Origin of the sequence: Acidovorax sp. NCPPB 3576, from assembly GCF_028473605.1 — a bacterium.
Classification (GTDB): domain Bacteria; phylum Pseudomonadota; class Gammaproteobacteria; order Burkholderiales; family Burkholderiaceae_C; genus Paracidovorax.
This window is the reverse complement of the sequence record NZ_CP097267.1, coordinates 3,157,216-3,169,106: the sequence shown is the minus strand read 5'-3', so window position 1 is coordinate 3,169,106 and position 11,891 is coordinate 3,157,216. Positions and strand designations below refer to the sequence as shown.

14 protein-coding genes are annotated in these 11,891 nt (G+C 71.3%); 2 read left to right on the top strand and 12 right to left on the bottom strand.

What is annotated here, in order from left to right; all coding sequences use genetic code 11:
* Positions 1-70: 70 nt before the first annotated feature.
* Both M5C98_RS14540 and M5C98_RS14535 read right to left on the bottom strand, forming a co-directional pair.
* A complete protein-coding gene (locus tag M5C98_RS14540) occupies positions 71-367 on the bottom strand; it encodes a 2Fe-2S iron-sulfur cluster-binding protein (RefSeq protein ID WP_272548151.1) in 297 nt (98 codons plus the stop codon).
* Between the two features lie 389 nt (positions 368-756).
* On the bottom strand, positions 757-1,038 hold the full coding sequence (locus tag M5C98_RS14535; RefSeq protein ID WP_272548150.1) for a DUF427 domain-containing protein: 282 nt from the start codon (positions 1,036-1,038) through the stop codon (positions 757-759).
* 134 nt (positions 1,039-1,172) lie between these two features.
* On the opposite strand from M5C98_RS14535, the gene M5C98_RS14530 reads away from it, so the two are divergent.
* Positions 1,173-1,319, top strand: coding sequence for a hypothetical protein (locus M5C98_RS14530; protein ID WP_272548149.1), 147 nt, complete (start codon positions 1,173-1,175; stop codon positions 1,317-1,319).
* A 19-nt stretch (positions 1,320-1,338) separates the two neighbouring features.
* On the opposite strand, the gene M5C98_RS14525 is transcribed toward M5C98_RS14530, so the two are convergent.
* The 10 genes from M5C98_RS14525 to M5C98_RS14480 all read right to left on the bottom strand — a co-directional run bounded on the left by M5C98_RS14525 (position 1,339) and on the right by M5C98_RS14480 (position 10,874).
* The gene (locus M5C98_RS14525) at positions 1,339-2,007 is read right to left on the bottom strand and encodes a glutathione S-transferase family protein (protein ID WP_272548148.1); all 669 of its coding nucleotides are present in this window, start codon (positions 2,005-2,007) and stop codon (positions 1,339-1,341) included.
* 141 nt (positions 2,008-2,148) lie between these two features.
* Positions 2,149-3,057, bottom strand: coding sequence for an ACP S-malonyltransferase (locus M5C98_RS14520; RefSeq protein WP_272548146.1), 909 nt, complete (start codon positions 3,055-3,057; stop codon positions 2,149-2,151).
* Positions 3,054-3,944: a triphosphoribosyl-dephospho-CoA synthase MdcB gene (gene mdcB / locus M5C98_RS14515; RefSeq protein WP_336298476.1), complete on the bottom strand. Its 891-nt coding sequence runs from the start codon at positions 3,942-3,944 to the stop codon at positions 3,054-3,056. Before mdcB ends, M5C98_RS14520 begins: the two co-directional genes overlap by 4 nt.
* A complete protein-coding gene (gene mdcG, locus M5C98_RS14510; RefSeq protein ID WP_272548145.1) occupies positions 3,941-4,654 on the bottom strand; it encodes a malonate decarboxylase holo-[acyl-carrier-protein] synthase in 714 nt (237 codons plus the stop codon). The genes mdcB and mdcG overlap by 4 nt, the downstream gene beginning before the upstream one ends.
* A 14-nt stretch (positions 4,655-4,668) precedes the next feature.
* The gene (locus M5C98_RS14505) at positions 4,669-5,370 is read right to left on the bottom strand and encodes a biotin-independent malonate decarboxylase subunit gamma (protein WP_272548144.1); all 702 of its coding nucleotides are present in this window, start codon (positions 5,368-5,370) and stop codon (positions 4,669-4,671) included.
* A 34-nt stretch (positions 5,371-5,404) separates the two neighbouring features.
* Positions 5,405-6,292: a biotin-independent malonate decarboxylase subunit beta gene (locus tag M5C98_RS14500; protein WP_272548143.1), complete on the bottom strand. Its 888-nt coding sequence runs from the start codon at positions 6,290-6,292 to the stop codon at positions 5,405-5,407.
* Positions 6,289-6,621 (bottom strand): malonate decarboxylase acyl carrier protein, encoded by a 333-nt coding sequence (mdcC, locus tag M5C98_RS14495; protein ID WP_272548142.1) that lies wholly within the window; start codon positions 6,619-6,621, stop codon positions 6,289-6,291. Before mdcC ends, M5C98_RS14500 begins: the two co-directional genes overlap by 4 nt.
* A gap of 13 nt (positions 6,622-6,634) precedes the next feature.
* Positions 6,635-8,326: a malonate decarboxylase subunit alpha gene (gene mdcA / locus M5C98_RS14490; RefSeq protein ID WP_272548140.1), complete on the bottom strand. Its 1,692-nt coding sequence runs from the start codon at positions 8,324-8,326 to the stop codon at positions 6,635-6,637.
* Positions 8,327-8,375: 49 nt separating this feature from the next.
* Entirely contained in the window at positions 8,376-9,761 is a 1,386-nt protein-coding gene (locus tag M5C98_RS14485; protein WP_272548139.1) for an SLC13 family permease, read from the bottom strand.
* A gap of 198 nt (positions 9,762-9,959) precedes the next feature.
* On the bottom strand, positions 9,960-10,874 hold the full coding sequence (locus M5C98_RS14480; protein ID WP_272553290.1) for a LysR substrate-binding domain-containing protein: 915 nt from the start codon (positions 10,872-10,874) through the stop codon (positions 9,960-9,962).
* A gap of 113 nt (positions 10,875-10,987) precedes the next feature.
* On the opposite strand from M5C98_RS14480, the gene M5C98_RS14475 reads away from it, so the two are divergent.
* Positions 10,988-11,890 (top strand): SDR family NAD(P)-dependent oxidoreductase, encoded by a 903-nt coding sequence (locus tag M5C98_RS14475; protein ID WP_272548138.1) that lies wholly within the window; start codon positions 10,988-10,990, stop codon positions 11,888-11,890.
* Position 11,891 lies beyond the last annotated feature (1 nt).

Genomic DNA, 11,891 nt, shown 5'->3' with positions numbered 1-11,891 from the left:
GGGCCCCAGCAAGGGTGCCAGCCCGGCCTGCGCGCGGGGCGGGCGCGCGTTCAGATCATTTCAGCCGGCTTCAGATGCCGGGCGCTTGCAGCCGCACGTCGCTCACCGGGTAGGCCACGCAGGGCAGCACGCAGCCCTCGGCACGCTCTTCGGGGGACAGGCCGGGCCACTCGATGGCGTAGCGCACTTCGCCTTCGGCCAGCATGCCGATGCAGGTGCGGCAGGTGCCGTTGCGGCAGGAACTGGGCCAGTCGATGCCGCCTTGCTCCAGCGACAGCAGCAAGGGCTGCTCGGGCCAGGCGTCGCACTGGGTGCCGTCGTCGCCGATGCGGGCGGTGAAAAAGGGAGTCGGAGAAGGGTCACTCATGGCAAGCGGCAACAAAAATGGGCCAGCGGAGGGGCAGGATAAAAAAGGCCTCCACCGCAATAAAGACTAGGGCGTATAGCTATGAATTTTATAGCATCTATTGGCTGGCACACGGCCCGGCCTGGATTGCCTAAAAAGAAGGCAGTCGAGCGGTATCCTTTAAGAATCAACGACTTGGCGCCGCCATACAGGGCTTGTCCCGAGTTATCCACATGATTGTCCAGCGGTGCCAGGGATAACCACAGGCCTGTGGGCAACCCAGTGCCAAAAAATGAGGCACTGCATCGGTTTCCCTGAAAAATCAACGACTTGGCGCGCCCATACAGGCGTTGTCCCGGGTTATCCACATGATTGTCCAGTGCGGGCAGGGATAACCCGAGGGTGCGTGCTCAGGCGCCGACCTTGACGCCTTTCCAGAACGCGAAGTGGCCGCGGATCGACTCGGCTTCGGGCTTGGGATCGGCATAGGTCCAGACGGCGTCGGGATTGAGTTCGCCGTTGACCAGCAGCGACCGGTAGGTGGCCTGGCCCTTCCAGGGGCACATGGTCTTGTGGTTGCTGAAGGTGAAATATTCCTGCTTCAGCGCGCTCTCGGGGAAGTAATGGTTTCCCTCGATCAGCACGGTGTTGTCGCTCTCGGCGACGGTCACGCCGTTCCAGATGGCTTTCATGGGAGTTTCCTTTGCAGTGAAAAATGCTGGCTGCGCTCATGGATATGGCGCGGGCAGCGATTGAATGGATAGCGATTTGACCGAGGGGCGCTGCGGCATGTGCAGGGTCCGGACGGTGGGGCGGTGGCAACGGGTTGCAAACCGCTGTACTGAAGAGCACCTTACCCGACTTTGCCCGGGCCGGCATCTGGGCGCGAGCGCAGCGCCAGGCGGCAAAGGCCCGCCGTGGCAGCGCCGACACGGCCGAGCGCATGGCCGACTTCATGCGCCAGCCGTTCTGAATCCCTGTTTTTGACCGGCTCAGGGCCGCAGGTCGGGCGATGGCGTGAGCTGCACCCCTTGCGCGCGTGCCGCCGCCTCCTGCGCCGCCATGGCCCGGCCGAATGCGGGCCGCTCGCGCAGGCGGGTCCAGTAGGCCGCCACGGCGGGCGGGAACGCGGCCGCCAGCTTCAGGTGCTCGGCCAGCAGCAGCGCATAGCCCACCGACACATCCGCCGACGTGAAGCGCTCCGCGCACAGGTAGGGCTGCTGCGCCAGCCGGGGTTCCAGCGTGCGCAGCCGCGCCAGGAACCAGCGGGCGTAGTCGTCGGCCACCTGGGGGCTGCGGCGTTCTGCCGGCTCGAAATACCGGTAGCGCAGTACCAGGGTCTGAGGGAAGGTGAGCGTGGCTTCGCCGAAATGCAGGTCGTTGAGATAGCGGCCGAAATCGCGCTCGCCCGCTTCGACCTGCAGTGGAGTGGGTGCGTGGCGTGCGCACAGGTACTGGCACATGGCAGCGGATTCGGTCATGCGGGTATCGCCATCGACCAGCAGCGGCACGGTGCCCAGCGGGTTCTCGTTCAGGAAAGCGCGCGCATGCACGCGCGGGGGGAAGGGCAGGACCTGCAGCGCATACGGCGCATTCAGTTCCTCCAGCATCCACAGGGGGCGAAAAGAGCGTGCGCTGAGGCAGTGGTGGAGCGTGAGCATGGGCGTGTTTCCCGGCGGTACCGTCGCCATCGAGGAAGAAGGGGCCACCAGCTTAGGTGCGGTGCCGGGTGCTGCTGCGACAACGCGTTCGCAAAAGCTGCCAATGTGTTTGCAGGGCGCCTGTTCGCGGCGTCCAGGGAATCAGGAGAGCCCGTGGCTGCCCACCCATGCGGCCAGCGCCAGTGCGCTGCGGAATTCGTCGCAGGCGCGGGCCGGCACGCCGGGGTAGCGCGCGTTCCACATCTTGGCCAGCGCCTGGCCGGGGCCCACCTCGACCACGCAGCGCACGCCGCGCGCGTGCAGGTTGTCCATGCACTCGTCCCAGCGCACGGTGCGGGCGATCTGCGCCGCCAGCGCCTCGCGGGCCTGCGGCACGCTGGCGATGCGGTCGGCCGCGTTGCTGAACAGCGCCGTGCGCGGGCGGGCGAAGGCCGTGCCCTCCAGCCGCTGGCGCAAGGCATCGGCCGCCGGCTGCAGGGCCGGCGTGTGCGAGGCCACGCCCACGCGCAGGCGCGTGCAGTGGCCGCCTTGTGCGGCGGCCAGCGCTTCGGCGCGGTCCAGCGCGGCCAGCGCGCCGCCCAGCACCACGCTGTCCGGGCCGTTCCTGATCGCCACGGCCAGGCCGGTGTCGCGCACCAGGGCGTCGATGGCGGCCGGCGCCATGCGGCTCAGGCCGATCAGGCCGCCGGGGTGGCCGGCGGCGCAGCGGTCCATGGCCTCGGCGCGCGCCTGTGCGAGCGACAGCGCCGTGCCGGCATCGAACACGCCGGCCGCACTGAAGGCGGCCAGCTCGCCCACGCTGTAGCCCGCGATGGCGGCCGGCGCGGGCAGCAGCGGGGCCAGGGCGTCCCATGCGGCCAGGGCGAGGCCGGTGAGCAGCACCTGGGCGTGGGCATTGCGCGCGGCCCAATCGGCGTCCTGCAGCGCGGCGCGCCAGTCGCGCACGCCGAGGCGTTCGTTCACCGCGCGCACCGGGGCACCGTCGGCCAGCCAGGGCAGCATGCCGGGGTGCTGCATGCCCTGGCCCGAGAACACCAGGGCGTAGCTCATGGCGCGCGGCTCGCCGGCGGCGCCATGCGCACCACCCAGCAGGCGGCGGCCAGCAGGTCGGCCGAACCGCCGGGTGACAGGCGCCGCGCGACGAAATCACGGCCGATGGCGTGGGCGGCCTCCAGGCCGCCGGGCCGCCCGGCGCCGCCCGCGGTCAGAAAGCCCCGCGCGCAGGCCTGGGCGTGGCGCAGGCCTTCCAGGCCGCCCCGGTGCGCGAGGTTGCTGTCGTCCAGCACGGCCATCACGGAAAACAGCGTGTCCACGCGCGCCTGCTGCACGCCGAGCCCGCGGGCGAGCGCGTGGCGCAGCGCAGGCACCGCGGTGTCGAACAGCACGGGAAAGCCGAGCGCCGCCTCCTGCGCCGCGCCGCGCAGGCCGTGGCGCGCCGCGGCGATGCCGCCGGGCAGCCGCGGCGCGCGCAGCGTGCGTTCGGCGCGCTCGGCCAGCGCCGCGCCCCAGTGGCGGCGCAGCGCATCGCGCAGCGCGGCGGGCTGCATGGGCGTGTCCTTGCGCGCCAGGGCCCCCGCCGCTGCGCACAGCAGGCCCAGCGTGAAGATCGCGCCCCGGTGGGTGTTGACGCCGCCGGTGGCCGCTGCCATGCGGGCCTCGGCCTCGATGCCGCAGCGCTCCAGCGCCGGGAACCCTTCGCCGGCATGGCCCAGCGCTGCGATGCGCACGAAATAGCCGCGCAGCGCGAACAGGCTGCGCACGAAGGTGCGGGCATCCATGTCGGTGTGGCTGCCGGTGTCGGTGAGGGTCACCAGCCCGGGCTTGGGCGAGAGGGCCAGTTCGTCGTAGAGCGACAGCGTGGCGGCGCGGCCGATGGTGTGCGGGCTCGGTCCGCAGAGCGACACTGCCATGGGCATGCGCCGTGCGATGGCGGTCATGGCACCGGCTCCTCGGCGGCCGGTTCCTCCGCCGCCTGCGGGGCCGGCCAGAACGGCGCACGCTCCAGCGCCGCGCCGGCCAGGCGCTTGACCAGCACGGCCTTGCCGCGGCCCGCGCGCCAGGCGCTCCATTCGCGCCAGGCCACGGCGGCGCCGTTGGCGAACAGCAGTTCCCCGTCCAGCCGGGGCTGCGCTTTCGGAAAGGCGAGCAGGCAGCTGGCGACGGCATCGGCCTGTGCGGGACTGGCCACGCCGATGCACAGATCGGCGTCGGAGCCGCTGCGCAGGTGGTCCAGCCCGGTGAGGAGCTGCCAGCCGTGGCTGCCGTAGATGCGGGCGGCCACGCCGCAGGCCTGCAGCGCGTTGCACAGGCGGCCCCAGGCGGCCTTCGATCCGGTGGGCATCAGCGGCTGGGCCTGCAGGGCGGGGGGAAAGGCATCGAAGTAGAGGATGTCTTCGCGCGCCACGCACAGCGCCAGGCGGCGCCGAGCCCAGCGGCCTGGGGCCGGCAGGCCCAGCGCGATGCTGCCGTCCGGGCCGGTCGGCTGGGTGGTCACCACGAGCGGCAGGCGCCGCGCGGCCCAGTGGTCCAGGCATTCGCGGGCCTCGCCGTCCCAGGGCCGGGCGAGCTGGCGCTGCCAGCCGGCGTCGGACAGGCAGGCGAGCTGGTGGCGCTGCAGGGGCAGGGCGGTGGCCATGGGCGTTGGCATGGGGGGCTGCGTCGTCAGGCGGCATCCAGCACGCGCTGCGTCACCCCGGCGGCGAGTCGGCGGCCACCGCGCGCGGCGCCATCCCGGGCCCGCACGTCGTCCGTGGGCGTGTGGGCCAGGGCCTCGCGCAGCGCGGCGGCCAGGTCGCCTTCCCACAGCGCGCGCACGCCGCCCATGGCCACGTAGTTGTCCACGCCCGGGGCGAACACGGGGTTGGACTGCGACAGCTCGGTGAGCCGGGCCTCGGGCAGCTTGGTCACGCGCGCCATGGCGGGAATGCGCATCACGCGGATCTCCGCTTCGGGCAGCGCGTAGCAGGCATCGGCGATCAGGCCCGAGGTGATGAAGCCGCCCGAGAGCGCCTGGTCATAGACCAGCCCGACCACGCGGTGGCCGTGCCGGCGCGCGAGGTCAATGGACATCCCCAGGTGCGCCATGGCGCGGTTGATGCCCAGCAGTTCGTCGCGCCGGCGCAGTTGCTGGCCCTGCGTGTCGATGAGCAGCAGGATGGCGCGGCCGGGGTGATGCGCCACGGTGTCCAGCACCGCGCGGGCCTGTGCCAGCGCCAGCCGCACGCCGATGGGCGCATGGTTTGTGGTGCCGATCACGGCCAGGGGCTGGCCGTCGAAGGTCGGCGTGCCCGAGAGCAGGTCGCCATCGGCCACGATGCCGTGCTGCGCGCCGAAGAGCCGTTCGGCCAGGGTGTTCCATTGCATGTCGGTTCCTTCCTTCTCGTTCGTTGCTGCGGGTTCAGGCCGGGCGCAGGCCCTGCACCGCCGCCACGTCCAGCTCTGGCACGCGGGCGGCATCGGCCACGCCCAGGGCCTGCCACAGCGCGGTGGCGTCGTCGGCGGGGGCATCGTCCGGCAGGTGGTCCAGCGCGGCCATGCGGGCGGCCAGCAGCGCATGCTCGGCCTCCAGTGCCGCCAGCGTGACGGGCCGCGCGGCCCCGAGCGCGGCGATGGCAGCGGACCGGAAGGCGGCCACGTCGTCTTCCACCAGCGCGTCGCAGTCGCCCGTGAGCCAGCGGTGCTTGCCGCCGCTGGTGCGCCACACCAGGGCGCGGTCGCGCGCGTCGTATTCCTCCACGCCGTGCGAGGCCTCGATCACCTCGGGGCCCGACATGGCAAGTCGGCCCATGTCGCTCATCACCACGTGGTCTGCGCAGCGCGCCACGATGCCCATGCCGCCGAAGCAGCCGTTGGCGCCGCCGATCACCACCACCACCGGGATGCCGGCGGCGCGCACGTCCAGCAAAGCGCGCATGACCTCCGAGACGGCGATCAGCCCGGCGTTGGCCTCGTGCAGCCGCACGCCGCCGGACTCGGCCAGCAGCAGCACGGCCGTGGGCCGGTCGCGCAGCGCGCGCCGCAGCAGGCCCACCAGCTTGGCGCCGTGCACCTCGCCCACGCCGCCGCCCATGAACTCGCCCTCCTGCGCGGCCACGAAGATGGGTTGCCCGCCCAGCGTGGCGCGGCCGACGGCCACGCCGTCGTCGAAGGCCGAGGGCACGCCCAGTTGCGCCAGGTGCGGGCTGGTCACGCGCTCGGACGGCGGCAGCCACTCATGGAAGCTGCCGGCATCCAGCAGGTGGGCCAGGCGCTCGCGCGCGCTGCATTCCGCGTAGCTCAAGGTCATGGCCGCGCTCCCGGCAGTTCGGCCACGGCCTGGTCGAGCCGCAGGCCCACCACGGCGGGCGTGGCGCCCATGTCGTTGATGGCGATGCGCACGCCGGCCAAGGCGTGGCGCGCATGGAAGTCGTCCAGCACCGCCTGCCAGATCGGGCCGAAGCCGCGCGCCGAGGTCTCCACGCGCACCGAGCAGCCGGCGCCGCTGTCGGGCTCCAGCAGCACTTCGAGGTTGCCGGAGCCCACCACGCCGACCAGCACGGGGGCGAAGGGGCCGGCGGCGCGGCCGCCGGGGAAGGAAAAGTCCAGGGTTTCGAGCCCTGCGGGAATGTCGCTCATGGGGTGCCTCCTGCTACCAGTTCCGGAATCGTTTGGGCGGCTGGTACAGCCCGCCCGAGGCGCGAACGAGGTCGCGCATGCTGCGCGCGGCCAGCAGGTTGCGCGTGGCGTCGCGCGGATCGATGCCCAGGTCCTGCGGGCGGCGGATGATGCCGCGGTCGCGCAGGTTCTCCACCGCGCGCCGGTCGCGGGCCAGGCCCACCGCGGTGTAGCCCGCCACGCCGCGGATGGCCTGCTCGCGCTCTTCGTCGCTGCGGCACAGCAGCAGGTTGGCAATGCCTTCCTCGGTGAGGATGTGGGTCACGTCGTCGCCGTAGATCATGATGGGCGGCAGCGCCATGCCGGCCTGCTCCTGCAGCGTCCAGGCGTCGAGCCGCTCCACGAACGCGGGCTGCATGTGCTCGCGGAAGGTCTCCACCATCTGCACCACGAGCTTTTGCCCGCGCGGCGTGCCGGCCGCGCCGCGGCGGCCCGCCCGCGCCTGTTCGCCGGCCTTGAGCCAGGCGGGGCTGGCGTGGCGCCGGCCGCGTGCGTCGGCTCCCATGTTGGGCGCGCCGCCGAAGCCCGCGATGCGCCCCAGCGTGGCGGTGGAGCTGTTGCCGTCCAGGTCGATCTGCAGGGTGGAGCCGATGAACAGGTCGCAGGCATAGTGGCCCGCGGCCTGGCAGAAGGCGCGGTTGCTGCGCAGGCTGCCGTCCGGCCCGGTGAAGAACACGTCCGAGCGCGCGCGGATGTAGTCCTCCATGCCCAGCTCGGAGCCGAAGGAGTGCACCGACTCCACCCAGCCCGCCTCGATGGCCGGGATCAGCGCGGGGTGCGGGTTGAGCGCCCAGTGCCGGGCGATCTTGCCCTTGAGGCCCAGCGACTCGCCGTAGGTGGGCAGCAGCAGTTCGATGGCGGCGGTGTCGAAGCCGATGCCGTGGTTCAGGCGCTGCACGCCGTACTCGCCGTAGATGCCCTTGATCGCCATCATGGCCATGAGCACCTGGATCTCGCTGATCTGCGCCGGATCGCGCGTGAACAGCGGCTCGATGAAGTGCGGGCGCGGGGCCTGCACCACGAAGCTCACCCAGCCGGCCGGGATGTCCACGCGCGGCAGCGTGGTGGTGCGGCCGTCCACCATCTCGTTGACCTGCGCGATCACGATGCCGCCCGAGAAGGCCGTGGCCTCCACGATGGCGGGCGTGTCCTCGGTGTTGGGGCCGGTGTAGAGGTTTCCCTCGGCATCGGCCGCCTGCGCGGCGATCAGCGCGACCTGCGGCGTGAGGTCGATGAAGTAGCGCGCGAACAGCTCCAGGTAGGTGTGGATGGCGCCGACCTCGATGCGCCCGGCCGACACCAGCCGCGCGATGCGCGCGCTCTGCGGGCCCGAGAAGCTGAAATCGAGCCGCGAGGCGATGCCGTTCTCGAACACGTCCAGGTGCTGCGGCAGCGCCAGCACCGACTGCACCATGTGCAGGTGGTGCACGCGCGCCGGATCGACCTGCACCAGCGCATCGGCCAGGAAGTCGGCCTGCTTCTGGTTGTTGCCTTCGAGGCATACGCGGTCGCCGGGCTCCAGCACGGCTTCGAGCAGCGTGCCGATGGCGGCGGCATCGACCCGTTTGCCGGCCAGCGGCATGCCGTGCGCAGCCAGCGCGCGGTCGGCCCGCGCGAGCCGGGCGGCGCGGCGGTCCGCGCGGGTGTTCCAGTCTCTGGGGTTCATGGGAGGTAGGGTTGGGTTGGAAGAGGGAAGGGCGGGTGATGGCGGCCGGTCAGAGCACCACGAACAGCAGCCACACCACCACGGGTGCGATCAGTGTGACAGCCGCGCCGTACACCATGAGCTGACGGAAGAACACCTCGCGGTTCACGCCGCGCGCATTGGCCAGCACCAGGGCGCCGTTGGTGGAGAAGGGGCTCACATCGACGATGGTGGACGACACGGCCATGGCCGCGATGAACCCCACCGCGCCCACGCCGGCATCGCCCGAGCCGCCGCCCTGCAGGAACGGCACGGCCAGCGGGATCAGCGAGCCCAGCACCGCCGTGGACGAGGCGAAGGCCGAGATCACCGCGCCGACGAAGCACAGCAGCAGCGCCGCCATCAGCGGCGAGGTGAGCGCGGCCACGCTGTGGCCCACGAAGTCGATGGTGCCCATCTTGTCCATCACACCCACGAAGGTGCTGACGCCCACGATCAGCATGATCTCGGGCCACGACACCTGGCCCAGCGCGCGCTTTTGCAGGTTGGGCGCCATCAGCGTGAGCAGCAGGCCGATGGTGATGGAGACGAAGCCGATGTCCTGCTTGAAGAACAGGGTCAGCACGGCCAGGGTCAGCAGCCCGATGACGGTGGCCGCTTGATACCAGCGCGCGCCCTGCGCTTCCTGGGCGGACGGAGCGGCGTTCAGGAGCGAGTCGCCGGTCTGGGCGGCCGTGCGGCGCTCCTCGGCCAGCGAATCGCCCTCGGCATCGCCATAGACCTGGGCGCCCCCCTGGCCGTGCGTGACCTGCGGCAGGTCGAAGCGCGCAGGGTTGCCCTCGGCGCGGTGGCGGGCCAGCTTGAGGCCCCCCATCGCCACGAACAGGATGGCCGCGACGGACAGGTTCACCGCGAGGCTGGCCGCCATGGTGGCGATGGGGTTCAGCGGCAGGCCGGCAGTGGCCACGATCTTGTTGGTGATGCCGCCGTAGATGCTGATCGGCGAGAAGCCGCCGCCCTGCGCGCCGTGGATGACCAGCAGGCCCATCATCAGCGGGTTGATGCCGTACTTGGCCGCGAAGCCCAGTGCGATCGGCGCGATGATCGCGACCGCCGCCGGGCTGACGGCCCCCACGCCCGTGAGCGCCGCGGCGATGAAGAACATGATCCACGGGATCGCCGCGATGCGCCCGCGCACCGCGCGCACCGCCAGCTTGACCAGCCAGTCGATCGTGCCGTTGTTCTGCGCCAGCGCGAACAGGTAGGTGATGCCCACCAGCGTCAGGAACAGGTCGGCCGGAAAGCCCGCCATGATGGCCTTGGCGTTCATGCCGGCCACGAGCGTGCCAACGAGGAAGGCCCCGACGAAGGCGATGACGCCCATGTTGATGGGCAGCACGGTGGCGATGACGAACATGCTGGCGAGCGCGCAGATGGATATCCAGTGGGAAGTCATTGAATTTGTCTCCTGTCCGTGGCGCCCCGCGGCGGCACATGCCGGTGGCTGTGCTCATGGATGCGGGGCTTTGTTCTTGCAGGGGACGATACGCAGCCGGGCGGTGCGGATCAATGCCAGCGGCGTGCCGACACTTACGCTAATTGAAACGATCCAGGGTTACCCCGTAGGGTGGCCGCAGGCGGCAGCCGAGGTGGCTCAGGACAGCGCCGCCTTGGCGGTGCGGCACACCGCCAGCAGGGCGAGCAGGTTGGGGTCGCGCTCGCGGGTGCGCAGGAAGTGCAGCGCGATGGTCTGGCGCATGCGGTAGCGCGGCTGCAGCGCGATGAGCCGCACGTTGGGCGGCAGCACGCCGCGCACCCGCCCGGGCAGCAGCGTGCAGCCCACCCCGCCGCCCACCAGGTTCATCAGCGAGAAGATGTCTTCGGTGTGCATCACGATGTCGGGCGTGAAGCCGGCCACGCGGAACGTTTCCATGAACCCCTGGTAGGTCACGAAGCCTTCCGTGAGGCTGACGAAGCGCTCGCCGGCGCAGGCGGCCAGGTCGATGGGCTCGTCGGGCGGGTAGGGCGAGTCGGTTGGCGCGGCGAAGTGGATGTCGTCCTCGAACAGGGGCTCGCACTCGAGGTCGGGCATGTCGCCGGACGACCCCATCAGTGCGGCGTCAATGGCGCCGTTGCGCAGCTTTTGCCGCAGGTCGGCGTCCGAGCCCAGCACCAGTTCGGTCTGCAGCTCGGGCAGGCGCTTTTTCATGCCCATCACGATGGTGGGCACCGCGCGGCTGGTCAGCGAATAGAGCGAGCCGATGCGGATGCGGTCGGACGAATACCCGGCCACCGCCCGCGTGGAGCGGATGCCCTCGGCCAGTGTGCCCAGCAGCTCGCGCGCGACTTCGGCCAGGTGGTGCGCGGCCTCGGTGGGGTGCAGGTGGCGGCCTTCGTGGCGGAACAGGGGGCAGCGCAGCGCGTCTTCCAGCGAGTGCAAGGCGCGGTGCACGCTGACCGCGCTGATGTCCAGGCTCGCCGCCGCCCGCGCGAGGTTGCCGGCCTCCAGGAAGACCCGCAGGATGTGCAGCTTGCGAAGGGTGATGTCGTCATCGGGACGGTGAGGCATGGCCATGCGGGTGGGGCTCGATCAGAATTCGTGCTGGGCCGATTGCAGCACATTGCGCGGCCGCTTCCCGAAAACCACCACGGGCCCGCCGGGCCCACAGGAGAGAGAACGCAATGGCAATCGATTTCAAGGGCCGCGTGGCCATCGTGACGGGCGCGGGCGGCGGCCTGGGCCGCCAGCATGCATTGGCGCTGGCGGCGCGGGGCGCGAGGGTGCTGGTCAATGACCTGGGCGGCGCGGTGGACGGCAGCGGCGCGGCGGTGGGCGCGGCGCAGGCCGTGGTGGACGAGATCCGCGCGGCCGGTGGCGAGGCGCTGGCCAACGGCGCCTCGGTGACCGACTTCGCGGCCGTGCAGGGCATGGTGCAGCAGGCTGTCGATGTCTGGGGCCGCGTGGACATCCTGGTCAACAACGCCGGCATCCTGCGCGACAAGTCGTTCGGCAAGATGGACATGGACGATTTCCGGCTCGTGGTGGATGTGCACCTGATGGGCGCGGCCCACTGCTGCAAGGCCGTGTGGGCGCACATGGTCGCGCAGCAATACGGCCGCATCGTGATGACGACTTCGTCCACCGGCCTGTACGGCAACTTCGGCCAGGCCAACTACGGCGCCGCCAAGCTGGCGCAGGTCGGGCTGATGCAGACCCTTGCCATCGAAGGGGCCAAGCACGGCATCCACGTGAATGCGCTCGCGCCCACCGCCGCCACCCGCATGACCGAGGGCCTGATGCCCGAGGAGGTGCTGGCCGCGCTCAAGCCCGAGGCCGTGGTGCCGGCCATGCTGGTGCTGGCGCACGAGAGCGCGCCCACGCGCACCATCCTGTGCGCGGGCGCTGGCACCTTCGAGGCGGCGCACGTCACGCTCACCCAGGGGCTGCATCTGGGCATCGGGCCCGATGTGCCCGAGCAGCTCGCCGCGCGCCTGACCGAGGTGACCGACCGCAGCGGCGAGCAGGTGCCGCAAAGCGGTGCCGCCCAAGGGACGAACGAGGTGCGGCTGGCCCAGCAGCGCTGAG